This window comes from Sulfitobacter sp. G21635-S1 (assembly GCF_027213915.1).
Taxonomy (GTDB): Bacteria; Pseudomonadota; Alphaproteobacteria; order Rhodobacterales; family Rhodobacteraceae; genus Sulfitobacter.
The window spans coordinates 1-26,435 of record NZ_JAPWGV010000017.1 but is presented as its reverse complement, the minus strand read 5'-3'; the positions used below and the strand labels follow the sequence as shown (position 1 = coordinate 26,435).

20 protein-coding genes are annotated in these 26,435 nt (G+C 64.1%); 8 read left to right on the top strand and 12 right to left on the bottom strand.

All coding sequences use genetic code 11. The features are described 5' to 3' along the window. Positions 1-211: 211 nt before the first annotated feature. From O4H53_RS16260 to O4H53_RS16240, 5 genes are all read right to left on the bottom strand, one after another. Positions 212-2,032, bottom strand: a complete 1,821-nt coding sequence (locus O4H53_RS16260; RefSeq protein ID WP_269365427.1) for a M3 family oligoendopeptidase — start codon at positions 2,030-2,032, stop codon at positions 212-214. 224 nt (positions 2,033-2,256) lie between these two features. Next, positions 2,257-3,855: an ATP-dependent DNA ligase gene (locus tag O4H53_RS16255; RefSeq protein WP_269365425.1), complete on the bottom strand. Its 1,599-nt coding sequence runs from the start codon at positions 3,853-3,855 to the stop codon at positions 2,257-2,259. Continuing rightward, the gene (locus O4H53_RS16250; RefSeq protein ID WP_269365424.1) at positions 3,852-4,865 is read right to left on the bottom strand and encodes a ligase-associated DNA damage response exonuclease; all 1,014 of its coding nucleotides are present in this window, start codon (positions 4,863-4,865) and stop codon (positions 3,852-3,854) included. Before O4H53_RS16250 ends, O4H53_RS16255 begins: the two co-directional genes overlap by 4 nt. Positions 4,866-4,893: 28 nt before the next feature. Beyond that, a complete protein-coding gene (locus O4H53_RS16245; RefSeq protein ID WP_269365423.1) occupies positions 4,894-5,841 on the bottom strand; it encodes an alpha/beta fold hydrolase in 948 nt (315 codons plus the stop codon). Beyond that, positions 5,841-6,131 (bottom strand): SCP2 sterol-binding domain-containing protein, encoded by a 291-nt coding sequence (locus tag O4H53_RS16240; RefSeq protein WP_269365422.1) that lies wholly within the window; start codon positions 6,129-6,131, stop codon positions 5,841-5,843. Before O4H53_RS16240 ends, O4H53_RS16245 begins: the two co-directional genes overlap by 1 nt. Positions 6,132-6,274: 143 nt before the next feature. Here O4H53_RS16240 and O4H53_RS16235 point away from each other — a divergent pair, with 143 nt between their 5' ends. The 5 genes from O4H53_RS16235 to O4H53_RS16215 all read left to right on the top strand — a co-directional run bounded on the left by O4H53_RS16235 (position 6,275) and on the right by O4H53_RS16215 (position 11,307). Further along, complete coding sequence (locus O4H53_RS16235) at positions 6,275-6,763, top strand: tetratricopeptide repeat protein (RefSeq protein ID WP_269365420.1); 489 nt, start codon at positions 6,275-6,277, stop codon at positions 6,761-6,763. A 13-nt stretch (positions 6,764-6,776) separates the two neighbouring features. After that, the gene (locus O4H53_RS16230) at positions 6,777-9,698 is read left to right on the top strand and encodes a helicase-related protein (RefSeq protein ID WP_269365418.1); all 2,922 of its coding nucleotides are present in this window, start codon (positions 6,777-6,779) and stop codon (positions 9,696-9,698) included. After that, positions 9,699-10,085, top strand: coding sequence for an RNA-binding S4 domain-containing protein (locus O4H53_RS16225; protein ID WP_269365415.1), 387 nt, complete (start codon positions 9,699-9,701; stop codon positions 10,083-10,085). A gap of 52 nt (positions 10,086-10,137) precedes the next feature. Continuing rightward, positions 10,138-10,476 (top strand): ferredoxin FdxA, encoded by a 339-nt coding sequence (gene fdxA / locus O4H53_RS16220; protein WP_269365413.1) that lies wholly within the window; start codon positions 10,138-10,140, stop codon positions 10,474-10,476. A 318-nt stretch (positions 10,477-10,794) separates the two neighbouring features. Continuing rightward, the gene (locus O4H53_RS16215) at positions 10,795-11,307 is read left to right on the top strand and encodes a CarD family transcriptional regulator (RefSeq protein WP_067289183.1); all 513 of its coding nucleotides are present in this window, start codon (positions 10,795-10,797) and stop codon (positions 11,305-11,307) included. Positions 11,308-11,364: 57 nt separating this feature from the next. Here O4H53_RS16215 and cobS read toward each other — a convergent pair whose 3' ends face one another. Then, a complete protein-coding gene (cobS, locus tag O4H53_RS16210) occupies positions 11,365-12,150 on the bottom strand; it encodes an adenosylcobinamide-GDP ribazoletransferase (protein WP_269365410.1) in 786 nt (261 codons plus the stop codon). An 80-nt stretch (positions 12,151-12,230) separates the two neighbouring features. Between cobS and cobT the strand changes: the two genes are divergently transcribed. After that, positions 12,231-13,244, top strand: coding sequence for a nicotinate-nucleotide--dimethylbenzimidazole phosphoribosyltransferase (cobT, locus tag O4H53_RS16205; RefSeq protein ID WP_269365408.1), 1,014 nt, complete (start codon positions 12,231-12,233; stop codon positions 13,242-13,244). A gap of 619 nt (positions 13,245-13,863) precedes the next feature. Here cobT and O4H53_RS16200 read toward each other — a convergent pair. Further along, positions 13,864-15,780: a cation:proton antiporter domain-containing protein gene (locus O4H53_RS16200; protein WP_269365406.1), complete on the bottom strand. Its 1,917-nt coding sequence runs from the start codon at positions 15,778-15,780 to the stop codon at positions 13,864-13,866. Between the two features lie 20 nt (positions 15,781-15,800). Further along, positions 15,801-16,256: an Lrp/AsnC family transcriptional regulator gene (locus tag O4H53_RS16195; protein WP_114273478.1), complete on the bottom strand. Its 456-nt coding sequence runs from the start codon at positions 16,254-16,256 to the stop codon at positions 15,801-15,803. Positions 16,257-16,400: 144 nt separating this feature from the next. Here O4H53_RS16195 and hppD point away from each other — a divergent pair, with 144 nt between their 5' ends. After that, the gene (gene hppD, locus O4H53_RS16190) at positions 16,401-17,495 is read left to right on the top strand and encodes a 4-hydroxyphenylpyruvate dioxygenase (RefSeq protein WP_269365404.1); all 1,095 of its coding nucleotides are present in this window, start codon (positions 16,401-16,403) and stop codon (positions 17,493-17,495) included. 63 nt (positions 17,496-17,558) lie between these two features. Here hppD and O4H53_RS16185 read toward each other — a convergent pair whose 3' ends face one another. From O4H53_RS16185 to O4H53_RS16175, 3 genes are all read right to left on the bottom strand, one after another. Beyond that, the gene (locus O4H53_RS16185; RefSeq protein ID WP_269365403.1) at positions 17,559-20,447 is read right to left on the bottom strand and encodes a hypothetical protein; all 2,889 of its coding nucleotides are present in this window, start codon (positions 20,445-20,447) and stop codon (positions 17,559-17,561) included. A gap of 155 nt (positions 20,448-20,602) precedes the next feature. Next, positions 20,603-21,895 carry an O-acetylhomoserine aminocarboxypropyltransferase/cysteine synthase family protein gene (locus O4H53_RS16180; RefSeq protein WP_269365401.1) on the bottom strand — a complete coding sequence of 431 codons (1,293 nt, stop codon included), beginning with the start codon at positions 21,893-21,895 and terminating at the stop codon, positions 20,603-20,605. A 213-nt stretch (positions 21,896-22,108) separates the two neighbouring features. Further along, the gene (locus O4H53_RS16175; protein ID WP_269365399.1) at positions 22,109-23,113 is read right to left on the bottom strand and encodes a hypothetical protein; all 1,005 of its coding nucleotides are present in this window, start codon (positions 23,111-23,113) and stop codon (positions 22,109-22,111) included. A 107-nt stretch (positions 23,114-23,220) separates the two neighbouring features. On the opposite strand from O4H53_RS16175, the gene O4H53_RS16170 reads away from it, so the two are divergent. Then, complete coding sequence (locus O4H53_RS16170) at positions 23,221-23,886, top strand: hypothetical protein (RefSeq protein WP_269365398.1); 666 nt, start codon at positions 23,221-23,223, stop codon at positions 23,884-23,886. Positions 23,887-23,904: 18 nt separating this feature from the next. Here the strand turns inward: O4H53_RS16170 and O4H53_RS16165 are convergent, their stop codons facing one another. After that, positions 23,905-25,950, bottom strand: coding sequence for an NADH:flavin oxidoreductase (locus O4H53_RS16165; RefSeq protein ID WP_269365396.1), 2,046 nt, complete (start codon positions 25,948-25,950; stop codon positions 23,905-23,907). Positions 25,951-26,435 lie beyond the last annotated feature (485 nt).

Genomic DNA, 26,435 nt, shown 5'->3' with positions numbered 1-26,435 from the left:
CGCGATGTAAAAGCCGGCGGGCAGCATCCACAGGCCCAGAAACGGCAGGATGCTGAACACGCCGCCGATCATCAGCAGGATGCCAAGGACCAGGCGCAATCCGGGCGGCACATGCAGACGCACCCAGATCAGCACCCGCAGGATGCGCCGTCTGACCTGTTTCCTGTAAAACTGTCGCAGCCCGCCGGGCATATTCTGCGCCTTTTCCCGATCAGTCTTCCATGGCTTCCAGTTCGTCGATGAACCCTTCGATCATCGACAGGCCCTTGTCCCAGAACGCCGGGTCCGAGGCATCCAGCCCGAAGGGAGCCAGCAGTTCCTTGTGGTGTTTGGACCCGCCTGCCTTGAGCATGTCGAAGTATTTCTCTTCGAAACCTTCCTCACCCTCGGCGTAGACGGCGTAAAGCGCGTTCACCAACCCGTCGCCAAAGGCATAGGCATAGACGTAGAAGGGCGAATGCACGAAATGCGGGATATAGGCCCAGAAGGTTTCATAGCCTTCCATGAATTCAAAGGCCGGTCCCAGGCTTTCCGCCTGCACCGACATCCACAGCGAGTTGATGTCATCGGGCGTCAGCTCCCCGCCGCGCCGGGCGGCGTGCAGCTTGCATTCGAAATCGTAAAAGGCGATCTGGCGCACAACCGTGTTGATCATGTCCTCGACCTTGCCCGCCAGCAGCACCTTGCGTTCGGCCTGTGATTTCGCCCCGTCCAGCATCTTGCGGAAGGTCAGCATCTCGCCAAAGACGCTTGCGGTTTCGGCCAGTGTCAGCGGGGTGGAGGACAGCATCTCGCCTTGTCCCGCCGCCAGCACCTGATGCACGCCATGGCCCAGTTCATGCGCCAGGGTCATCACGTCGCGCGGTTTGCCAAGATAGTTCAGCATCACATAGGGGTGCACATCGGTCACCGTGGGATGCGCAAAGGCCCCGGGTGCCTTGCCGGGTTTCACACCCGCGTCGATCCAGCCCTTGCGGAAGAACGGTTCGGCCAGGTCGCCCATGCGCGGATCGAAGGCATTATAGGCCTCCATCACCATCTTTTCGGCCTGCGCCCAATTGACGATGCGGGGGTCTTCCATCGGCAGGGGCGCGTTGCGGTCCCAGACCTGCATCTTGTCCAGACCCAGCCATTTGCGTTTCAGCTCATAGTACCGGTGGCTGAGGCGCGGATAGGCATCGACCACGGCATTGCGCAGCGCCTCCACCACTTCCGGCTCCACATGGTTGCTGAGGTGGCGGCCGGTCTGGGCCGTCTCCATGCCGCGCCAGCGGTCGATGACTTCCTTTTCCTTGGCCTGGGTGTTGTGTACCCGGGCAAAGGTCTTGATCCGGTCGGCAAACACTTCTGCCAGCGCGCGGGCCGCCGCCTCGCGGGTGTCGCGGTCGGGGTCGGTCAGCAGGTTCAGCGTGCCCTCGATGCCCAATGTCTCGCCCATCACCTCGAATTCCAGGCCCGCGATGGTCTCGTCAAAGATCCGCTCCCAGGCGTCGCCGACAACACCGAGGTCGTGCAGGAAACGCTCCAGCTCGTCCGACAGCTGATAGGGTTTCATCGCGCGGATGCGGTCGAAAACGGGTTTGTAGCGCGCCAGATCGGCATTCTGCGCCAGCAGCCCGTCCAGGTGGTCGTCGGGCAGCTTGTTCAGTTCCAGCGTGAAGAACACCAGCGGCGTGGTGAAATTGGTGATCTTTTCCTGCAGGTCGGACATGAATTTGGCCCGGCCCGCATCGGTGGTCAGCTGGTAGTAGCGCAGCCCGGCAAAGGACATGATGCGCCCGGCGATCTGGTTGATCCTTTCATTGCGCAACACGCAGTCCAGCAGCCCGGCGGCGTCGAGATCCGCCAGCTTGCCCTCGTAATCGCCGGCAAAGCTGGCGCAGGCCCCTTCCAGCCAGTCGAGATCGCGTTTCAGTTCCGGCGCATCCTCGCCGGTATAGAGGTCGCTCAGGTCCCATTCCGGCAGATCGCCCAGGTTCTTGTTGCCGCCGGTGGCGTTTGCGTCATGGACGGGGAAGGGAAGCTGGAACATGTGAGTGACCTTGTGTTGATTTGCCCATTACCTAAGACGGGTGAGGCGCGGGGACAAGGCGGGGGAGGCTGTCTGCCTCCCCCGAACCCCCACCGAGGAATATTTGAGGCCAAAAAGAGAGCCTACAGCGTCCCGCCTTTAACCTGATACATCCGGTATCGTCGATGTCCCGAGAGCGCGAAGCGCGGCAGGGTATCGGCGCTTCAAGGTTAAGGCGGGGCGCTTTAGCCATATTGCCGCAGCATTTCGTTCAGATCGTCGAGCGTATTCGCTTCCTGCAGGGGTTTGTCCTGCCGCCAGCGCTTTATCCGGGGAAAGCGCAGGGCAACGCCTGACTTGTGGCGGGGGCTGGGCTGGATGCCTTCAAAGGCGATCTCGAAGACATGATGCGGGGTCACCTTGCGGACCGGGCCGAAACGTTCCAGCGTGTTCTTGCGGACCCAGGCGGTGATCTGGCGGAATTCCGCGTCGGTCAGGCCGGAATAGGCCTTGGTGAAGGGCACGAGTTCATTGCCGTTCCAGACCGCAAAGGTGAAGTCCGTGAACAGATTGGCGCGCCGCCCCGACCCCGATTGCGCATAGATCATCACCGCGTCGATGGTCAGCGGGTCCAGCTTCCATTTCCACCAATCGCCCTTCTTGCGCCCCGCCAGGTAAGGGCTGTCGGCCCGTTTGAGCATCAGCCCCTCGGCCTGCGCCGCCCGCGCGGCGTTGCGCTGTGCGGCAAGCGCGTCCCATGAGTGGAAGGGGATCTGCGGCGACAGGCGGATCGGGGCATCAGCGGGCAGGGTGGCGCAGGCTGCTTCCAGCAGGGCGCGGCGGTCGGCAAAGGGGCGGTGGCGGATGTCCGTGCCCTGCCACTCCAGCAGGTCGTAGGCGTGCAGGACAACGGGCGCCTCGGCCAGCAGCTTCTTTGGCACGGTCTTGCGCCCGATCCGGGCCTGCAAGGCGTTGAAGGAGGCGGGTGCCGCGGCAGCGGGCAACCAGACCAGCAATTCACCATCGAGCACCGTGCCGGAAGGCATATGGTCGATGGCGCGGGCAAGTTCGGGAAAGCGGTCCGTCATCAGCTCTTCGCCGCGCGACCAGACGTAATATTCGCCGTCGCGCAGGATCAACTGGCCGCGGATCCCGTCCCATTTCCATTCCGCGCGCCAGGCGCCGGTAGCACCCAGCCCCTCCGGTCCCTCCTCCAGCGCATAGGCAAGATAAAAGGGATAGGGGCGCGAGGCATCGGCAGAGGCATCTGCCGCCTCGATCAGCGCGTGCCAGGTGGTGTCATCGGGGTGCCAGTTGCCCATCAGCCGATGCGCAAGCTCTGTCTCGGGCTTGCCGGTGGCCCGGGCCAGGGCGCGGGTCATCAGTTTCTGGCTGATGCCGACGCGGAAACCGCCGGTGATCAGCTTGTTGAACAGGAACCGCTCGGTGCCGCCAAGCGCCGCCCATGCGGCAAGGACAAAGGCCTTGCGCTCCGGTTCCGACGCATCGGCAAGGCCGCGCAATTCGGTGATCCAATGGGTCAGGGAGCGGTCATCGTCAGAGGGGTTCGGCGGCAGCACGAGCGCGATGGTTTCGGCCAGATCGCCGACAACGGCATAGCTGTCCTCGAACAGCCACAGGGGGATGCCTGCCAGCTCGGCCGCCCATTCGCGCAGGCGGGTGGTGGTGACCGCGCGTTTGGGTCTGCGGCCGGAGAACAGGGCGATTGTCCACAGGCGGTCCGCATCTGTCGCATCGCCAAAGTAATCGGCCAGTGCCGCGACCTTCACATTTGTTTTGGTGCTTTGGTCGATGGTGTTGAAGAGCTGCGCGAACCGCTTCATCTCGCCTCTCCGGCATCGAGAGTCTCGCCTTCGAACTGTGTCGGGATGACCTGAGCCTGCCAGCCGTTTTCGTTCAAGTAACGGGTGAAGACATCCGTGTAACCATGCGTTACATATATATTTTCAGCGCCGGTTTCCGTGATGGCCGACAGCAGCCCGGACCAATCGGCATGGTCCGAAATCACAAAGCCACGGTCGCCCGCGCGCCTGCGGCGCACACCGCGCAGGGCCATCCAGCCGGAGGCAAAGGCGCTTTCCTGCGGGCCGAACCGCCGCGCCCATTTGCTGCCAAGCGCCGAGGGTGGTGACACCACGATCGCACCCGGATGATGTTTCGGATCGACCGCATCGGTGGCATGGATGGTGGCGGGCAGGCGCAGCCCCTGATCGCGCAACACGGCATTGGTCGCCTCCACCGCGCCATGGGTCAGGATCGGGCCGATCTCAGGGTCCAGCATCGACAGCAGGCGCTGCGCCTTGCCCAGGGCATAGGCCCCGAGAAAGGCAGTCTTTCCCGCGGCGGCGCAGGATGCCCACCAGCTGTTGATCTGCCCGGCGACATCGCGCTGGGGCATCCAGCGGAACACCGGCAGGCCAAAGGTGCTTTCGGTGATGAAATGGTGGCATTTGACCGGTGCGAAGGGTTCGGAGAACCCGTCATCGACCAGCTTGTAATCGCCCGAGACCACCCAGACCTCGCCGCCCAGGGCGACCCTGATCTGTGCGGATCCCGGCACATGCCCGGCGGGGTGAAAGGACACATCCGCGCCGCCGATCCGGCGGGTCTCGCCAAATGCGATGCCTTCGGCGCGGATGTCACCCAGACGATGGCGCATGACGGGCAGGGCGGCATGGTTGGCCAGATAGGACCCCATGCCGCTGCGGGCGTGGTCGGCGTGGCCATGGGTGATCAGCGCACGCTCCACCGGCCGCCAGGGGTCGATGTAGAAATCGCCAGCGGGGCAATAGATGCCTTTTTCGGTGAATGTCAGAACCTTTGTGCGTGCCATGCCAGCCAATATAGCTGGCACCTGCGCCTTAGCGAGTCACCGTGCCCAGAAACAGCTTTTCCATACCGTCCATGATGGCGCTGCGCTGGCTGTCGGAGCCCATCAGGATCTCGTGTTCGGCGCCCTCGACCATTTCCAGCCGTCCGCCCTTCCAGCTTGCCATCCTTGCATGCACATGGGGGGTATTCACGATACGTTCGTTGGTGCCCAGCCAGGTGACGGCGGGCAGGCTGGGGGCAGCGCGGCCCGCCAGATGCTCGGTCTCGGCCAGGGCCTCGCGCAGCCAGATGTAGCTGGGGCCGCCGAGGGAGAGTTCGGGATGCGCGCGCAGCTGGTCGCGCATCATGTCGTACATCTGCGCGTCGGTGGTCAGCATGTTGTCGTCGAAAGGCGCGGTCAGCACATAGGGCTCCTTGACCGTGCCGGGGGGCAGGCCGTGGCCCAGCCCGAAACGCGGCATGTTGCGTGCAAGGATCCCGGCGAGAAAGCGCAGCTGCGGCTTGATGTAGATGCCCCACATCGGCCCGGTAAAGGCGGCGGCCTGAACCCCCAGCCCCTCCATCACGGCGCGCAGCCCGATGCAGCCGCCCATCGAATGGGCCAGCAGGAAGTAAGGCCGGGGCAGGCCAAGTTCGCGCGCCGCGCGCATCATTGCCGCCACGTCCTTCTGATAGTCGGAAAAGACCTCGACATGGCCCACCAGCGGGTCGTCGATCAGCCGGTCGGCCAGCCCCTGACCGCGCCAGTCGACGCTCATCGTGGCCAGGCCGCGCGCAGCGAATTCGCGGGCGGTCACGCCATATTTTTCAATATATTCGGTCCGGCCGGGGAACAGCAGCACGGTGCCCCGCGCATGGTCCAATGGCCAGGAACCCACCCTGATCCGCTTCCCGTCGGAGGTCATGGCCCAATGGGCCTGACCGCCGTCAGGTCCCGGCATCACATCCGTAAAAAGGGGGGCGGGTTCCAGCTGCATCAGGCCAGGACAGAGGCCAGTTTCATTGCCATGCCCATGTCGCCGTCAACGGCCAGCTTGCCGGACATGAAGGCGGCGGTGGGGTTTGTATCCCCTTCGAGAATCGACTGGAAGGTGTCGGCATCCGCGCTGAGGGTCACATCCGCTTCTTCATCCCCTGCGCGCGCGCCGGTGCTGTCCATCATGATCGCGCCTTCACCCTGGATGTCGAACTTCGCGGTGCCGTCAAAATCAGCCGCGCTCAGCTTTTCGTTCAGGATCGCAACGGCTTGGTTCACAATATCGCTCATTTCGGGCCCTTTTTGGCAAATTGGCTCCGACACGTCTGGATTTGCGGCGGCAGCCTGTTACATTCACTTTTGTTATGCGTATGTTCAGCGTCAACCTCAAACGTCACCTTACGGCACTTGGCACACTAGTGTTGCTTAGTGGCATGACTGTGGCAGATACCGTGCCCCCCGAACTGCTGGAGAAACTGCGCACCGCGCCCGAAGGCGAGGCACCACGGGTTGCCCGCGAGGTGGAAACCACCTGGGGGCGGTCCGGATCTGCGGCAATGGACCTGTTGCTCAAGCGGGGCCGCGACGCGATGGAGCAAGGAGACTACCTTCTGGCGATTGATCATTTCACCGCGCTGACCGATCATGCGCCGGATTTTGCCGAAGGCTATCACGCGCGGGCAGAGGCGTTTTTCAGGGCCGAACGTTACGGCCCCGCCCTGGGCGATCTGGAACGGACCCTGGCCCTGAACCCCCAGCATTTCGAGGCAATTTTCGGTTTTGCCGTCATGGTTCAGGAGTTCGGCGACCTGCGCCGCGCGGCTGAGCTGTATCGCCGCGTGCTGGCCATTTATCCCCACCATCCTCATGCGGGCGAGGCCTTGACACGGCTGCAGCGCGACGGGATCGGGCGCGAACTCTGATCGGAGACATCTCGTGGCGAGTGATGCGCGGATCGTGGCCGTTCTGGGCCCGACCAATACCGGCAAGACGACCTATGCCATCGAGCGGATGCTGGCGCACCGGACCGGGGTGATCGGCCTGCCGCTGCGCCTGCTGGCGCGCGAGGTTTATGACCGTATCGTGGCACTGCGCGGCCCTTCGGTGGTGGCGCTGGTCACCGGTGAGGAACGCATCGTACCGCCCCGCACCCAGTATTGGGTCTGCACGGTCGAGGCGATGCCGGAGGGCATGGGAGCCGATTTTGCCGCCGTGGACGAGATCCAGCTTTGTGCCGATCCCGAGCGGGGCCATGTCTTTACCGACCGTCTGCTGCGCATGCGCGGGCTGCACGAGACGCTGTTCATGGGCTCGGATACCATGCGCGGCACCATCGCGGCGCTGGTGCCCAAGGTGCAGTTCATGCACCGCGAGCGCATGTCAGAATTGGTCTATTCAGGTCAGAAAAAGATAAGTCGCATGCGTCCCCGCAGCGCGATTGTCGGGTTTTCGGTTGAGAATGTATATGCGATTGCCGAACTGATCCGCCGCCAGAAGGGCGGTGCGGCAGTGGTGATGGGCGCGCTTTCCCCCCGCACGCGCAACGCGCAGGTCGATATGTACCAGAACGGCGAGGTCGATTTCCTGGTGGCGACCGATGCCATCGGGATGGGGCTGAACCTGGATGTGGATCATGTCGCCTTCTCCAGCCTGACCAAGTTCGATGGCCGCCGGATGCGCCAGCTGGCCCCCAATGAACTGGCACAGATCGCGGGCCGTGCCGGGCGTGGGTTCAAATCCGGCACATTCGGCACCACCGGCGATGCCCCGGCACTGGATGATGCGGTGGCGCGGGCGATCATGGATCACCAGTTCACCCCGCAGAACAAGATCAACTGGCGCAACCACGCGCTGCAGTTCGGCTCCATCGACCGGCTGATCGAAACGCTGGAGGCAAAGCCCGAGGACGAACGCCTGGTCCGCGCGCGCGAAGCGGATGATCTGCGCGCGCTCAAGGCGCTGGGGCAGGTGACCGAAGTGTTCGCCCGCGCCAGTGACGGGCCATCAGTGAAGTTGCTCTGGGATGTCTGCCGCATTCCCGACTTCCGCGGCATCAGCCATGCCGAACATGCCGACCTTCTGGAACGCATTTTCTGCGATCTGCACCAGTCGGGCCGCATCCCCGATGACTGGCTCGCGCGACAAATCAAACGCATAGATCGAACCGATGGCGACATTGATGCGTTGTCAAAGCGACTGGCGTTTATCCGCACATGGACCTATGTGGCGCAACGCAAAGGGTGGACCGGAGACGAAAGTCATTGGCGCGGGGCAACCCGTGTCGTAGAAGACCGACTGTCGGACGCCTTGCACGAACGTCTGACCCAGAGATTTGTAGATCGGCGCACATCCGTGCTTTTGCGCCGGCTAGGACAGAAGGAAGCCATGGTGGCCGATGTAAACGAGACCGGTGAAGTTACTGTTGAAGGTGAATACGTAGGCAAGCTGGACGGGTTCCGTTTCCGCGCCGACAAGGGTGCCGGCGGGGCGGAGGAAAAGACCATCAAGTCTGCCGCCCTTCAGGCGCTGGCACCGCAGTTTCACCTGCGGGCGGATCGGTTCTACAACGCTCCTGACACGGAAATCGACTTTACCGAGCAGGGCGGCCTCATGTGGGGGTCTTCTGCCGTGGGCAAATTGGTGCCGGGCAGCGATGCGCTCAAGCCGCAGGTCGAGGTTTTTGTCGATGACGTGGCCGGACCCGAGGTTGTGCAGAAAGTGCAGCGCCGGTTGCAGCATTTCATCGACCGCAAGATTGCAGCGCTGTTCGAGCCGCTGTTGTCGCTGGCGCGGGACGAGGCGCTGGCAGGTCTTGCCAAGGGCTTTGCCTTTCAGCTGGTCGAGAATTTCGGCATCCTCCCCCGTGCCCAGGTTGCCGAAGATGTGAAGGCCCTGGATCAGGATGCCCGTGGCGCGCTGCGCAAACATGGCATCCGCTTTGGCCAGTTCACCATTTTCATGCCGCTGCTGCTGAAACCCGCGCCGACACGGCTGCGGCTGGTGCTGTGGTCCCTGGCGAAGGGATTGAACGAATTTCCTGAATCGCCCCCGCCCGGCCTGGTCACGATCCCGGTCGAGGCGGATGCGCCGCAGGGGGCCGACACGATGTCGGGGTATCGCAACGCCGGGGCGCGTGCGATCCGCATCGACATGCTGGAACGGCTGGCCGACATGCTGCGCGGCGAGGATTCGCGCGGCGGCTTCGAGGCCAAGGCAGACATGCTGTCGATCACCGGCATGACGCTGGAGCAATTTGCAGAGCTGATGCAGGGTCTGGGCTACAAGGCCGAAAAGGGCGAGCGGGAAAAGGTAAAACCGGTCGATATGACAACGCCGAAGGATGGCGCGTCCAAGGTCACGGAGGCGCCTGCCGAAGCACCCGACACGCCGGTGATGGATGTGGCGACGGAAGAACCCGCAGGCGGGATCACAGCAGAGCCCGCAGCAGAGGCGCCGGCCGATGTGCCGGAACCCGTGGCCGACATGCCTGATGAGGGCATCGCCCCGGTGGCGGCGGATGGGCCCGAGACGCCGAAGGCGGAAGAGCAGATCCCCCAGGTCTCCGAAGGCGAGACACCGCAGGGAACCGCCGCCGATGCAGGCATCGCGGCACCGGAAACCGAAGTCTTCTATACCTTCACCTGGGGTCGCGCACCGCGTGCCAACACCAACCAGCGCCGCGGCGGGGCCGGGGGCGACCGGCCCAAGGGCAAGGGCAAACCCCGCAAGGGTGCGCCGCGCGGCGACAAGGGGGCAAAGGCACAGAACTTCTCGGCGCGTCCCCCCAGGAAGGAAAAGCAGATCGACCCGGACAACCCCTTTGCCGCAGCCCTGATGGGGCTGAAGGACAACAAGTAGATGTCAGAACCCGCGCCGAAACTGCGCGTGGACAAATGGCTGTGGCAGGCGCGGTTCTTCAAGACCCGCTCGCTGGCTGCGGCGCGGGTCTCTGACGGCGCGGTGCGGATCAACGGGGTGGTGACGACCAAACGGGCCAGCATGGTCGGCGCAGGCGACGTGCTGACCTTTGCCACCGGCGATCATGTGCGCGTGATCCGGGTGGAGGCGCTGGGAACAAGACGCGGCCCGGCACCCGAGGCGCAGGGGCTTTACACCGACATGTCCCCGCCAGCCCCCCGATCAGAGGACAAACTGCCTGAAAATCCGGCCTTTGACGGAAAAGGTCGCCCGACAAAGAAGGACCGGCGCATGCTTGATCTTTCTAAGTCCCGGCACCTTGAATGATCCCTTGCGCTGATTTACTCAGACCCTCAGCGACCCTGACAGAGATCCCCGCATGACCTATATCGTCAACGATGCCTGCATTGCCTGTAAATACACCGACTGCGTCGAAGTCTGTCCGGTGGATTGCTTCTATGAGGGTGAGAACATGCTGGTCATCCACCCCGATGAATGCATTGACTGCGGCGTCTGCGAACCGGAATGCCCCGCCGACGCGATCCGCCCGGACACGGAGCCGGACATGGAAAAGTGGGTGGAGTTTAACCGAAAGTATTCAGAGCTTTGGCCGGTGATCATCACCAAGAAGGATCCGCTGCCCGAAGCCGAGGAACGCGACGGCGAGACCGGCAAGCTGGAGAAGTATTTCTCCGAAAGACCCGGCGAGGGCGGGTGATTCGCAAAGTTTCTTCACCTGCAACATGAAGAAATGCCCGTAATCCGTTGTTATTTAAAGGCGCGCGTCAATGTTACCAAGGGTCATCTTTCGGATGCCCCTTTTTTGTGCTATGATGCAGCAACGCTGACAATGACGGTCAATCTCTTCGGATGCGGACGTTCAAATATTATGCCGCCATCAGGGGTTTAAAACACCATTCCACGATCAAGCGCAGCCGGATGTGGCAGGAAACAGCCGCAAGCCGGATGCGCGTTTGACCGTCGGTTCAGCACTGCAATCAACAGCGGGAGATCCCCGCGCTTCAGGAGCCGCCACATGACCAAATCGAAAAAGCTTGATTTCCGCCCCAATGAGTTTGTTGTCTACCCCGCCCATGGCGTCGGGCAGATCATCTCGATCGAGGAGCAGGAAGTCGCCGGCATCTCGCTGGAGCTCTTCGTGATTTCATTCGAGAAAGACAAGATGACCCTGCGTGTGCCGACTCACAAGGCAACCGAGATCGGGATGCGTGCGCTGTCCTCGCCTGACGTGATCACCCATGCCATGAAGACCCTCAAGGGCAAGGCCAAGGTCAAGCGCGCCATGTGGTCCCGCCGGGCGCAGGAATACGAGCAAAAGATCAACTCCGGCGATCTGATCGCGATTGCCGAGGTCGTGCGCGACCTGCACCGGACCGACGACCAGCGCGAGCAGAGCTATTCCGAGCGCCAGCTTTATGAAGCGGCGCTTGAGCGTCTGACCCGTGAAGTGGCCGCCGTCAGCGGTGGCGATGAAAACGCCGCAGCCAAGCAGGTTGGCGACGTGCTGGACAGCCGCGTCGCGGCCTGATTCCATTTGAATTCAAGAACTGCGCCGCGTCCCATCAGGGGCGCGGCGTTTTGCTTTTCAGCTCAGGGCAAAGGCGCTGATCGACAGCAGGCAGCCGATTTCGACAATCTGCTGTGTGGCCCCCAGCACATCACCGGTCTGGCCCGCGATCTTGGCCCGTGCCAGCAGGCCCGTCGCGAAGGTCAGCAGGATGCTGACAAGGATCGTTGCGAACCATCCTGCGGTGAACAGGGCCGCGCATAACCCGATGGCAACTGCGCCCATCAAGGCAGGCGGTGCGGGGATGCCGGTTTGCCGCGACAAGCCCTTGTCCCGGGCCTGCGGCAGGCGCGCCATGGTCCAGACCATGGCAGCCCGCGATATCATTGCCGCCGGGATCAGCGCTGCTGTCAGCGCCCCTGCGTCGATCAGCATGGTGATCAGCTGCCAGCGCAGCACCAGCGAGAGCACGAGGGCGATCACCCCATAGGTGCCGATCTGGCTGTCCTTCATGATCTCCAGCCGCCGCTCCCGGGTCCAGCCGCCCCAGAAGCCATCGGCGCAATCGGCCAGCCCATCTTCGTGCATGGCGCCGGTCAGCACCACGGTGACGGCGATCACGAACATCGCCTGCACCGGGGCAGGCAGGCCAAGACCACCCAGCAGCCAGGCCACAAGTACAGCCGCGACAGCAACCACCAGACCGACCAGCGGATAGGCCCAGGCGGCCTGTGCGGGCGGGCGGCTGCCCGATGCGGCAAAGGCCTGCGCAGGCAGGGGCAGGCGGGTCAGCAGCCCCAGCGCGATGACAAGGTCATGGGGCTGAAACGCCTGCCGCCCTCCGGGAATGTCGCTTCTATCCAAAATTCCGCCCCTTGTGCCCTTTCCGCGCTCAGGCGCTGTCGATAGACAGGGGCAATTCATCATTCAAGCCGAGCATGCCCATGACCCAGCCTTTTGCAAGTCTCTCTGCGTTCCGCGACCTTCTGGCCGCGCCTGAGGGCGTTGACCAGGTGGCCCTTGCGGCAGCGGCGGATCACAACGGACAGCTGACCAAGCCGCCGGGATCGCTGGGCCGTCTTGAGGATCTGGCCCTGTGGTATCGCGGCTGGCGCGGCGGCGACAGGGCCGAGATTGCAGCGCCCCAGGTCATTGTCTTTGCGGGCAATCACGGGGTCGCGGCGCGCGGGGTGTCGGCCTTTCCGGCGGAAGTGACCGGCCAGATGGTGCTGAACTTTCAGGCGGGCGGCGCGGCGGTCAACCAGCTGGCGCGGGTGGCGGGGGCCTCGATGACGGTGGTGCCGCTGGACCTCGACCGGCCCACGGCGGATTTCACCGCAGGTCCTGCGATGACGGAGGCCGAACTGGTCGCGGCGCTTGCCGCAGGCTGGAATGCGGTGGATGTCACCGCCGATCTGCTGGTGGTGGGCGAGATGGGCATTGCCAATACCACAAGTGCGGCCGCACTTGCCCTCGCGCTGCTGGGCGGCGATGCGGCGGAGTGGACCGGGCGCGGCACCGGGGTCGGTGATGCGGCGCTGGCGGTCAAGACGGAAGTGGTGCGCGCGGGCGTGGCGCTGCATGGCGGGCAGGGTGACGGGTTGGAGACCCTGCGCCGGCTGGGCGGGCGCGAGCTGGCCGGGATGGCCGGCGCGATGGCGCGGGCGCGCAGCCTGCGCATTCCGGTGATCCTGGACGGTTTCATCTGCTGTGCGGCGGCGCTGTGTCTGGAACATACCCGGGCTGGAGCGCTGGATCACGCCGTTGCAGGCCATCTGAGTGCCGAAGGCGGTCACGCGCGTCTGTTGCAGGCGCTGAACAAGGAGCCGCTGCTACAGCTGGGCCTGCGGCTGGGCGAAGCCTCCGGCGGGACGCTTGCGATTTCCGTGCTGAAAGCGGCGCTGGCCTGCCATGGCGGGATGGCAACCTTTGCTCAGGCAGGTGTCAGCGACGGCTGAACCGGGGGGAACCTGCGCCGATGGCCCTTTCGGAAAGACCAGACTCACCTGACGCTGCTTTAGAATGAAGTGCCAGGCAATTCTGACCCAAACCGGCCTTTCGACGCGGGGTGCGCGAGGGTCTGCTGTGCTGGACAAAACTGCCGCTTGATCACAGGGAACCAAAGCCCGGAACAAGCCGCAGGCGCCGGGCCATCGCCTGCCCGCCCGTCGCACCGAAGGTGCGCCGTTGATCGTCGGCATGCCTTTGGCATGACGGGTAGGCGATTTGGTGAGACTGGGTGATACTCTGAGAGGTATCACCACGGTTGAGAAATCAAGTGGCATGGACAGACGTCAGGATCGCCCACCCCGGGCAGGCGACGGCCCGGCTTGTGCTTGATGTCGGCGGTGGAGGCGGCTCAATCCCGACCTTCGCTGCATTCTCACGAAGACCGCTTGGCCCCGCCTCGACCATCGGACGTAGCGCCGCGCTCTGGCCCAGGGATGTGACACAACGCCCGGTTTGCTTACACCCACAGCGTATCGGGACAAACCTGCAACACCGCACATCACTTTTCGCATTCGACCGAAGGGAGAGGCAGCGAACAAGTGATCCAAGTATATCCCGGATCGCTTTTTAAGCGCGCTTCTTCTCTTCGTGGTCGACGCGGTTGAGAAAGGCGGTTTCGAGGTCCTTCTGCAGCTCCTTCGCGCGGGCCACATAGGCCTTGTTCTGCGAGGGGTCGATGTCCGGACGCCAGAGCGCGGCCAGTTCGCGCACCGACTTGCGGTCATGGGCATAGAACATGCGCTGCGCCTCGGCGGCCTCGTATTCCGACAGGCCGAGGTTTTCCAGCACATAGCGGCCGGCCCGCAGCGAGCTGTCGAACATCTCGCGCACGATGTCATCCGCCCCGGCCTGATACTGGCGGTAGACGTCGGTGCGGTCATGGGCACGGGCGACGATATGCAGATCGGGCCGTTCCTTGCGGGCATAGGCGATCAGCTGCAAGGCCGATTTCTGGTCGTCCAGCGCGACCACAAGCACGCTGGCCTCGCGCAGACCCGCCTTGCGCAGGATATCGGGGCGGGTGGGGTCCCCCAGAAAGGCCTTGAACCCGAAGCGGCGCATCACCGCGATCGTATCGGGGTTGTGGTCCAGTACCACGGTCTGGAATCCGCTGGCCTGCACCAGCCGGTTTACGATCTGGCCGAAGCGTCCGATGCCCGCAATGATCACCGGCCCGGATTCGTCGATCTCATCGGGGGTCAGGGGCCCGTGTTTGACGTCCATCCGCCGGCTGATCCGGTCATAGAGGATGAACAGCAGCGGCGTGATCAGCATCGACAGCGCGATCACCAGCAGCAGGGTCTCTGCAATCGCGCCCGGCATGACGCCGGTGGCGACCGAAAAGCTGACCAGCACAAAGCCGAATTCCCCCGCCTGCGCGAGGCTGAGGGCAAAGAGCCACTGGTCCCGTCCCCTGAGCCGGAAGATCCGCCCCAGCACGCCCAGGATCAGCCCCTTGACCACGATCACCAGCACCGCCATCCCCACCAGCAGGATCGGCTTGCTGAACAGCAGTTCAAAATTGATCCCGGCCCCCACGGTGACAAAGAACAGGCCCAGCAACAGGCCCTTGAAGGGTTCAAGGTCGGTCTCCAGCTCGTGGCGGAACTCGGACGAGGCCAGAACCACACCCGCCAGAAAGGCGCCAAGGGCGGGGGAGAGGCCCACCAGCATCATCAGAAAGGAAATGCCGACAACGATCAGCAGGGCCAGCGCGGTATACATCTCGCGCAGGTTGGCGGAATGGATGAAGCGAAAGACAGGGCGGGTAAAGAACACGCCGACAATGATGATCGACAGGACCGCGCCGATGGTGACCAGCGTGATGCCCCAGCCCGGCAGGCCCTGGACAAAATCGAAGGCCGCCGTTGCAGCGGCTGGGCCGTGATCGCCCGCTTCGGCGCCATGGGCCGCATCCACCTGCTCGGGGTTAAGCGATATCGACCCGTCCGGCAGGATGCCACCGATGCTGCCGCTGGCCAGCAGGGGCAGCAGCGCCAGGATCGGGATCACCGCGATATCCTGGGTCAGCAGCACCGAAAAGACGCTGCGCCCGCCGCCGGTCTGCATCAGGTTCTTCTCGGACAGGGTCTGCAACACGATGGCGGTCGACGACAGTGCCAGCGTCAGCCCCACTGCCAGCGACACGTTCCAGGGCTGGCCATATGACATCGCGACCCCCATCAGGGCCGCCGAGGTCAGGATGATCTGAAGCCCGCCCAGCCCCAGCAACCTGTGCCGCATGTCCCACAGGGCGCGCGGCTCCAGCTCCAGCCCGATGAGGAACAGCATCATGACCACGCCGAATTCCGCGAAATGCTGCAGATCCTTGGTCTCGGACCCGACAAGGCCCAGCACCGGGCCAATCAGGATGCCTGCCGCCAGATACCCCAGCACCGACCCCAGCCCCAGACGGGCGGCGATGGGCACCGCGATCACCGCAGCTGCAAGATAGATCGAGGCCTGGAACAGGAAGCCTTCCATGTGGGTCCTTTCAAAAGGGTTCAGGTGGGCAGAGGCCCATCGCGTTTGAGCTGGTCCATCACGATCTGGCTGTGCACCCTGGATACAGCCGGATGCGGCAGCAAGACCTCGTGAATCAGCCGGTTCAGGCTGGGTAAGTCCTCACAATAGACACGCAGCAGGTAATCCGCATCCCCCGTCATGGTCCAGACGCTCACAATCTCGGCACGGCTGGCCATTAGTCGCGCAAAACTGCGTGAATGGTCGGGACCATGGGTGCCCAGGTGGACCTGGACAAACCCCTGCACGTTCAGGCCCAGGCGAACGGGATCCAGCCGGGCGGTGTAGCCCTGAATATAGCCTTCGCTTTCCAGCCGCTGCCGCCGCCTGCCTGCCTGCGAGGGCGACAGGTTCAGCGTCTCGCCCAGCTCTTGCGCCGTCAGATGGGCGTCGCGCTGCAGGGCGGCGAGCAGTCTTGTGTCGATATCATCCAACATGATGCGCATTTCCCGCGTGGAATACAGGTATCATGCGGTATTTATGTGTAAATTACCAGAACCTTCCCCAATTATGCGCAGCATTGGCAGGCATCGGAACTTATCCTGAGCCCAACAGTTCCACATTTGTTGAGGAGGCTTCTCATGGGACCTTTCCCGCACGACGCACCGAAATCCAGAATCACCGCCGAGAACCCCGCAGGCACCGACGGTTTCGAATTTGTCGAATTCGCATCGGAGAATCCGCAGGAACTGCGCGATCTCTTTGCCCGCATGGGCTATACCCATGTGGCCAACCACAAGACCAGGAAGATCGAGCTTTGGCAGCAGGGTGACATCACCTATGTGCTGAACGCCGATCCCGACAGTTTTGCCGCCCGGTTCGTGGCCGAACACGGCCCCTGCGCCCCGTCAATGGGCTGGCGTGTGGTCGATGCCAAACGGGCGCTTGCGCATGCGCTCGCCAATGGGGCCGAGGAATATACCGGCGACGGCAAGGTGCTGGATGTGCCCGCAATCATGGGGATCGGCGGCTCGCTGCTCTACTTTGTGGATCAATACTACGACACCTCGCCCTACAACTGGGAATACGACTGGATTGCCACGTCCAAGCCCGAAGGTGTCGGGTTCTATTATCTCGATCACCTGACCCACAATGTGTTCAAGGGCAACATGGACGTCTGGTTCAAGTTCTACGGCGATCTGTTCAACTTCCGCGAAATCCGCTTTTTCGACATCGAGGGCAAGTTCACCGGGCTGACCAGCCGCGCGCTGACATCGCCCTGTGGCCGGATTCGCATCCCGATCAACGAGGACCGCGATGAGAAAGGCCAGATCGTGGCCTATCTCAAGAAATACAAGGGCGAAGGCATTCAGCACATCGCCGTTGGCGCGCGCAACATCTACGATGCGACCGACGCCATCGCGGAGAAGGGCGTGCAGTTCATGCCCGGCCCGCCCGAGACCTATTACAAGATGAGCAAGGACCGCGTGACCGGCCACGAGGAACCGCTGGAGCGGATGCAGAAACACGGCATCCTGATCGACGGCGAAGGCGTGGTGGATGGCGGCGAAACCCGCATCCTGTTGCAGATCTTCTCGAAAACCGTGATCGGCCCGATCTTTTTCGAATTCATCGAACGCAAGGGCGATGACGGATTTGGGGAAGGCAACTTCAAGGCGCTGTTCGAAAGCATCGAGCAGGAACAGCTCGACAGCGGCGAACTGAAAGCCTCCTGAGCGGCGCAATCCGGAATGATGAGCAGAGGGGGCGGGCCTGCGGGCGCTGCCCCTTTCAGCTTCTCAGCCTCTTGGCATGGTCAGCACGACAGACCGGCCACCCTTGGTATAGCGCAGTTCGGCATCCCCGATGGCAGAGACGCGGCCACCGTCGATCCGGTCGCCCACGACAACTTTCTTGTACCGCCCGTTGCCCAGACGGACCAGCGCGCGGCGGTTCGAGGGCTTCCCGTAGACACCGATCAGATTGACCTTGCGCAGGTTGATGGCGTTCTTGACCGTCGCCTGTTTCGCAACCGAAGTCTTTGACGGAATGCTGGGGGAGACCGTGCGCGGTGCCACGCTGCCTGCACTGGCGACGCGGGTTTCCTCTGCCGGCGCCGTGCGTTCGGCACGTTTGACGATACGGTCAAAGTTGCGGGGCCGCGTATCGGGCCGGGCCGATGCGGCAACGGCAAATTTCGTCGGGTTCTCAAAAGCGGTCGGCTGTGCGGGTGTCTCCAGCGCCAGCGCCACCGCTTCTGTGGTATCGGCGGGGGCAATCGCCGGTGCGGCGGCCTCTGCCGCCTGTTCCTGCACCGATTGCGGACGCAATGCGGGGCGGTACTGGCTCAGCTCGTCAATGGTCAACCCGTCGAACTGCGCACGTTCCGCATTCTCGATCAGCCCGCCGGGCCGGGTCCTGGGCCGGAAGGCGGCCAGCACGTTCAGCTCCGGCACATCCTCTGCGGTTTCCGCGGTCTGGGGCTGATAGCGGGCCATGATGGTATCGGGGGGCAGGACATCGGGTCTGCCCAGATAGATGGTGACGCCCTCGGGGTTTACCGTTCCTGCCGACGTCGGAATCACCAGGCCATTTGCGCCGATGGCAAAGCGGGTCCCTGCAGCGGCAGGGTTCGCGACCTCGCCCAGGGCAGTGTCGGTCAGCAGGCTGTCCAGCGCGGGCAGGGCAATTGCATCCGCAGCGGTGCTGACCGGGTCGATGCTGGTCAGGTAAAGATCTTCGATTGCGATTTCGCCTGCCGGATCCGGCGGCACGATGGGGGCGCGGGGCCAGATCCCGGTGGCCGCGTATTTTGCTTCAAGCTCGGCCTCGCTGAGGTCCAGTTCGACCGGGGGCAGGGGCTCGCGCAGGGCGTCGAGCACGGCACCGTCTTCCTCGGTCAAGCCGCTGTCCAGTGCGGCGGTCTGCACCGGGTCGTTGGTTTCGGGCGCGGGTTGCTCGGGCAGCGGCGTGTCCGGGGCCGCGGCCACTTCCGGCGTGGGGCGCGGACCGAACAGCCGCGACAGGCTCATGCCCTCGTCAAGGAAGACCGAGGCCCAGGCCGCGACACCGGCCAGGAACACCAGCAGCACCGCCGTCAGGATCAGCCCGAGGAAACGGGGCTTGCCGCCAACTTCGGTCCTGCGGGCACCAAAAACGGTCATCCGCTCCGCTTCGGATACTGCTGCGCCGCCGGGTTGCGGGGCCGGACTGGCCGGGATGCGCCTTTCGGGCGCGGATGCCCCTTTGCGCCTGCGGCTCAGGAAACCACCGCGTGCGGGCACGGGGGCAGCGGCGGGCGCGGTAACTTCCGGCCTCGGGACAGGTGTGTCAAAGGAAGAACTGTCCGGCCGGAGCACCGCATCCTCGCCGGTGGGCAGGGCGGTGGGCGCGCCGAGCGATGGTTCGCGCCGCGCACCTTCAAGCGTGGGCGCCGCCGATCCGCCGCGCCGACTGGCGAATCCGGCAGGTTCCGCACGCAGCGGCGGCAGGGGGGCAACAGGTGTCGCCTTTTCCGCCCGCGCGGCCCGCAGGGAGGGTATGACAGGCACATCCTGCGCTGCCCTGGCGTCGGCCGGATCGGCAGGGCTGTCAGAGGCGGCGGCATCCGGCTTGTCTTCTGCGGGGGCAATCCTGGCTGTTTCGGGCTCCGGCGTGACAACCACCGGTGCGGCCCCGATCGGCGGGGCCGGCACGGCAGGTGTTGGTGCCGGGGCCGGGGGCAGTTTGACGGCGCGGTCCTCACCCTTCTCCGCTGCAGGTCTTGCTGCTTCGGGTTCCGATGGCGGCGGCGGCGGGGCGCTCCGGGATGTGGCCGTCGCGTCGCCACGCGGTGCGGCGGGTGCGTCCGGTGCGGCGGGTGCGTCCGGTGCGGCAGGCTGTTCAGCGGCAGTTGCCTCAGGCTTTGGCGTCTCGGAGGATGTGGCCTCAACCGGTTCAGCTTCTGCCTCTGACGGGGCGGTGCGGGGGGCTTCTGAAGGTTCGGGCGTCTTCCGGGCCGGCGGGGCTGTCGGCGCCTCTGCCGTGTCATCGGGCGCAGCTGTGGAGGCGGCAGGCGGCGCCGCCCTGTCGGGTTTCTGAACGGCGGCATCCGGTGCGGCAGGCGCAGGTCCGGCCGCGACCGGGCCGTCCGGCACGGTGACATTTCCGATCACGACGACGGCGATGCCATCGGCCTCCACGGTTTCGCCGTCCTCCAGCAGTTCCGAGGCCGCCTCTGTCTGGCCAAAGAAAGGTTCCCCCAGGTAGGGGCTGTTGCCCGGTACGGCGGCAAAGCTGACCGGGTGAAAACGATGTTCCACGGCGAAGGCCTCAGCCTCTGCCAGGGTTTCGCGGGCCACGGCGGCCACATGGGTGCGCGGCCCGTCGAGGCTGATGTCAAAGGCAAGTTCCGAGACCGCATAGGGGGTGGCCCCGTCCAGCGCCGCGCGGGCGGCTTCGCGGCGGTCCGCTTCGGACATGCCGGGGGTGTCGATGGTCAGATACTTGATCTGAGCGTCCGGCAGCAGCAGCTTGCTGCGCAGGCCAGCCGGTTCCAGCGCGGTGGCGGATTTCCGCAGGACGGCGAGATCTGCGTTCAGGTCATCGGCGGTCAGCGCCACCTCGCCGACAATACGCCAGCCTCCGGCCGCGCGATGCAGCAGCCGAATTCCTTCAAAAGACAGCGAAAGGGCAAAATCTGGCTTCATCGTCACAACTTTAACACAGTGGTTCTGCGCTTTACAGGGCACCTTCCCGGTGCAGCGTAGGTTAGCGCAGGGTCCCGCGCAAGAAAAGCCACACTCCCGGCAACGGGAGTGTCGGGCAGGGGGCAGGGGCCCGGTTCAGGCCCCTGCCGCCCAGGTCAGCCTGCCGCCTTGCTGAGCGCCTGATCAAGGTCCGCAATCAGGTCGTCCGGGTCCTCGGTGCCGACGGAGATCCGCACCACATTGGGGCCCGCACCGGCGGCAACCTGCTGTTCGGTGCTGAGCTGGCGGTGCGTGGTCGAGGCCGAGTGGATCACCAGCGATCTTGTATCGCCCAGGTTGGCGACATGGCTGAAGATCTCAAGCGCTTCGACCAGTTTCACACAGGCCTCGTAGCCGCCCTTGACCGCGATGGTGAAAAGCGCGCCCGCGCCTTTCGGGCAGAGCTTGGTCCCGCGTTCGTAATAGGGGGAGGATTTCAGGCCGGCATAGGTCACCGCGTCGATCCGGTCGTCCTTTTCCAGCCATTCCGCGATCTTCCTGGCGTTGGCTACATGGCGGTCCATGCGCAGGGACAGGGTTTCGATCCCCATCAGGGTGTAATGTGCCGCCTGGGGGTTCATCGTCATGCCCAGGTCGCGCAGCCCGATGGCAATGCCGTGGAAAGTATAGGCCAGCGCGCCGAAGGTCTCGTGGAATTTCAGACCGTGGTAGGCGGGTTCGGGCTGGCTGAGCGAGGGGAACTTGTCATTCGCGGACCAGTCGAATTTCCCTGAATCCACCACGCAGCCCCCGGTGACGGTGCCGTTGCCGGTGAGATACTTCGTGGTCGAATGCACCACCAGTGTCGCGCCATGTTCGATGGGTCGGCAGAGGTAGGGCGTGGCGGAGGTATTGTCGATGATCAGCGGCACGCCGGCCTCATCCGCGATGTCGGCAATGGCACGGACGTCCATGATATAGCCGCCGGGGTTCGCGATGGCCTCGCCAAAGATAGCGCGGGTGTCGTCGTCCACCGCCGCGCGGACCGCGTCGAGGTCATCGAAATCGACGAATTTGCAGGACCAGCCAAAGCGTTTGATGGTCTGGCTGAACTGGGTGACGGTGCCGCCGTAAAGCCGGGTGGAGGCGATGATGTTCTTGCCCGGCCCCATCAGCGGGAAGATCGCCATGATCTGGGCCGCATGGCCCGAAGAGCAGCAGACCGCGCCGACGCCGCCTTCGAGGGTGGCGATGCGTTCCTGCAGGACAGCGACGGTGGGGTTGGTCAGGCGCGAATAGATGAAGCCCACTTCCTGCAGGTTGAACAGCGCCGCCGCGTGGTCGGTGTCGCGGAACACATAGGCGGTGGTCTGGTAGATCGGCGTCTGGCGCGCCCCGGTGGCCGGGTCCGGGCGGGCCCCCGCGTGGATTTGCAGCGTGTCGAAGCCGTAGGTGGGTCCGTCGGTCATGGTCTCTCTCCCAAGGGTGTTTGCCACATGGGTAAGCGATTGGCCTGTGCCACACAAGAGAGCGGCGCGGGGGACGGCGGTGCGCAGGCGTGACCAAAAGGCGCGGCTGCGCCGCATGCGATTACAGGTGCCCGTGGCGGGCCTGAGCCCATCGCGCCGGCGTTGCGCGGATGCGGGACGGCGTGCCGTGTATTTTGGGAACAATGAAGCGGATCAGCGAATCCAGAAGCCGTTTTTCTTGATCCGGTTGCGGAGCGCCTGTTCCTTGCGCGGCAGGTCGTTCTGATCGAAAAGCGCGCGGACCTTGTGGCCGCGGCTTTGGTAGACCATGCGTTTGACCGCTTCGGAGCCCTTGAGCACCTTCTTGAGCCTGTTGGGGGCGGTGACGCGTTCCAGCACCTGGATCGCATGGTCGCTTTCGCGGGCGTAGAGCAGGGGCAGCAGGCGGTAGTGGCAGGTGATGCTGCCGTCCAGCAGGCCCGGCGGCAGGCTGTCCTTGCCGCCGCCCAGGGCATGGATGACCAGCGGCAGGGCGATCTGGTCAAGCCAGGGATCGAAGCTTTGCGCGCAGAGTTCGACCGGCGGGTTGTCGCGGATCGCCAGGGCGTATTCCAGGAACTTTTCGCCGAAGACATGGGGGCAGCGGTAATAGAAGAACCCGGCGTTGAAGTAGAGATAGCGCTGCCAGTATTCATCGGGCTGGGTCAGGTCGAGGCTGCTGTCGAAATCCAGATCGAACTTGTCATAGAGGCTTTTCCACAGCCCCGCGTAGCCTGGCCCGTAGAGCTGCGGAATCGGCCAGGTGCCTTCGCGGCGCAGGGAGGCGCCGGGGCGGTCAAAATCGAAAGGCACATCCGAAAGCGCGCCGGTGATCAGCGTGTCGGTGTCGAAAAACACAAAGGGTTCACCCTTTGGCAGGGCGCCGAGCATCTCGATCTTGTTGCCATAGGGGTAGCTGCTGCCGAAATACCGGCTGTCGAAGGGAATGATCTCGGCCCCGAGGTCGGTCAGGGCGGCGCGGATGTCGGCGGTCTGAATCCGGGGGTCCGATTTCCACAGCGGGCCGGGTTGCGGTTCCATCACCAGCAGGCGGCCTTTGAAATCCGGGCTCATCTCGCGCAGGGAGGCGGCAAGGATCAGCGCCTCGTAGGACAGCCGTCCGGCCTGTCCCACAACCGCAATGTTGTAGGTTTGCGATTGCACGGGTTTGCGTGCCATACTTTGATTGCCCCTGTGACCTGCCCTGTTTTTTCTTGGGGTGACTATAGGGGCATATGCAATTTCGCAAAAGGCGGCATTTGGGCCGGGAGTGAGGGATTGAAGTGATGTTGGATTTCTTTTTTGCCATTTTGGCGGCAGGTGCGCATGGGGCCGGGGAGGCCGCACCCATGCCCAGGGAAACGGCAGTGGCCGAGGCGGCGGCCCCCGCGGCCCCCGTGGCACCGGCTGCGCCACCTGCCAGCGTATCGGTCGGGCAGGGATCGGTCGTGATCGGGCAGGGGACCCTGCTGGAAGGGGTGCCTGCCACGCCTGCGCCTGCCACGGCGCCTGTTGCCGCAGCCCCGGCACCCGCGCAGATCCCGTTCAACATGGCGGTTGTGCCCGCGGGCCTTGTGGCAGAGCCGCAGACCCCCAGCGGCAAGTTCACCACCGCGGGTGAAATCAAGCCGATCCTGAACGCGACAAAGGGCAATTGGGTGGCTGTGCGCCAATACGGCGGCAAGGACCTGCTTTACATCACCCATCTGTGGAGCTGGCGCTGCGGCCTGTCCGCCATTGCGATTTCCGTGAACGGTGAGGCGATGCAGAACTGGCCCTTGCCGCCCTGTCACCTGGAATATGCGACACCCAATGCGATCCTGGAAGAGGATGGGCTGCCCTATCTGTCCTTGCGCGAAGGGGCGGTTGAAAGCATCACGATCCAGATCGTCTATGACGATCTGAGCATGGATATGGCCAGTTTCGACCGCAGCGCCGTGCTGATCCCGTGATCCTGTGTGATGGCGCGGTCAGATATCCTTCATCAGCCTGAGCGCGTCATAGATCGCCGCATGGGTGTTGCGCGATGACACGGCATCGCCGATCCGGAACAGCTGGAATGTGCCGTCGGGATTGCGGGTGATCTGCTGCGGCCGGCCTGCAATCAATGCGTTGTGGTCGACTTCGCCGCCATTGCGAGAGGCCGCGCGCAGGTCGAAATAGAGATCGTCCAGCGGGCGGGTGCCATAGTTGACCACCACCTGATCATAGCTCGCCTGATAGCTGTGATCGCTGTAGTCGGTGCCGATGGTCGCGGTCAGGCGGTTGCCGTCGCGGATGACATCCAGCAGGCGGCGGGTGACGGTAAAGGTCACGTCCTTGTCCGACAGGTTCTTCAGATAGGGCGTCAGCGTCATCCCCATCACCTCGGGGGAGAAGGTGCGGTCGGGTGTCATCACCTCAACCTTCGATCCGGCGATGGCGGCGATTTCGGCGGCCTGCAGGGCCGGGTGGTCCCCGCTCTCGTCGTAGATCAGCACATGGCCCGCCGGTTTCACGTCGCCTGCGATCAGGTCCCAGGCGGTGACGACCTCCGGCAGGTCGCCTTGTGTTTCGTAAAGCTCCGTATTGGGCAGGCCGCCGGTGGCGACGATCACCACATCTGGGTTCAGCGCCAGGACATCTGCCGCCTCGGCCCAGGTGTCGAAGTGGAATGTGACGTCGCGCGCCATGCATTGGGCCATGCGCCAGTCGATGATGCCGATCATGTCGCGGCGGCGCGGGCTTTGCGCGGTCAGTCGGATCTGGCCGCCGGGGAGGGCGGCGGCTTCGAAGACGGTCACATCATGGCCCCGTTCGGCGGCGACGCGCGCGGCCTCCAGCCCGGCGGGGCCTGCGCCCACGATCACGATCTTGCGGCGCGCGCTGGCGGGGGGGATGCGGTGCGGCATGGTCAGCTCGCGCCCGGTGGCGGCATTGTGGATGCACAATGCCTCGCCCGCCTGATAGATGCGGTCGAGACAATAGGTGGCCCCGACACAGGGGCGGATATCGTCTTCGCGCCCTTCCACGATCTTCTGCACGATATGGGGGTCGGCCATATGCGCGCGGGTCATGCCGACCATGTCGAGCAGCCCGGCCCGCACCGCGTGGCGGGCTGTCGCCACGTCCGGGATCTTGGCGGCGTGGAACACCGGCAGGTCGGCGATCTGCTTGATGCGGCCTGCGAAATCCAGATGCGGGGCAGATTGCATGCCCTGCACCGGGATGACATTGACCATCGCCGGGTCACTGTGGACCCGCCCCCGGATCACATTGAGGAAATCAAGCTGGCCGTCCGCGCAAAGCCTTTTGGTGATCTCGACCCCTTCCGCTTCGTCGATGCCGCCCTTTTGTGCCTCATCGGCGGTATAGCGGAAGCCGACGATGAAATCCCTGCCCACCCGTTTGCGCACGGCGCTCAGCACATCCATGGGAAAGCGCATGCGGTTTTCCAGGGTATCGGCGCCATAGGGTCCGGTCAGCTGGTTGGTCAGCGGCGACCAGAACTGATCGAGCAGGTGGCCGTAGACCTCCAGTTCGATCCCGTCCATGCCGCCCGCCTGCATCCTTTCGGCGGCATCGGCAAAGTCGTTGATGATGCGTTCGATGTCCCAATCCTCGACCAGCTTGGGAAAGGCGCGGTGCGCGGCCTCCCGGTGGCGGGTGGAGGAGACCGAAGGCAGCCAGTCACCCTTGTTCCAGACGGTGCGCCGGCCGAGGTGGGTGAGCTGGATCATGACGGCACAGCCATGGGCGTGCAGGGCGTCGGTCAGGTCGCGGGTATGAGGAACAACCTCGTCCCGGTAGGCGAGGATGTTGTTGAACACCGGCGGGCTGTCGCGCGCGACGGAGGCCGAACCGGCGGTCATCGCCATTGCCACGCCCGCCTTTGCCCGTTCCTCATGATAGGCGATGTAGCGGTCCCGGGGCATGCCGTCCTGCGCATAGGCCGGTTCATGGGCGGTGGTCATGATCCGGTTCTTCAGGGTCAGGTGCTTGAGCTGGAAGGGTTGCAGCAGGGGATCTGTGGACATCGGGCAGGCCTTCCGGGGCAGGGATTTTCGGCAAAGGTCAATGACGGCGCTGCCCGCTGTCAATCTGCAAAGCGGCATTGATATGCGAAAGCCGACAAATCGGGGCGGTCATGTCTGCTCATGTCACCCCGGGGTGTGGAACGTCGCGCAGCATTGACGTGATGCACCCGGATTTCCTGAATCCTGTCGACGAGCCGCGTCATGCAATTTTGGCCCGAACGTCAGGCGTTTCTGAGCCAAGCCGGACCATCGGCGTGGTCTGGGTCAGGGACCGGTGTGAGGGACATTGCTGCCGTCGATCACTGGCACCCAGGCCCGGAACAAGCCGAAGGCGCCGGGCCATCGCCTGCCCGCCCCTCGGGTAGGCGATTTGGTGAGGCTAGTTGTTCCCTCGATGAGATTCAACATGGTTGAGAAATAAAGTGGCATGAACCAAGGTCAGCATCGCCCACCCCGGGCAGGCGCTGGCCCGGCTGACGCCTCAT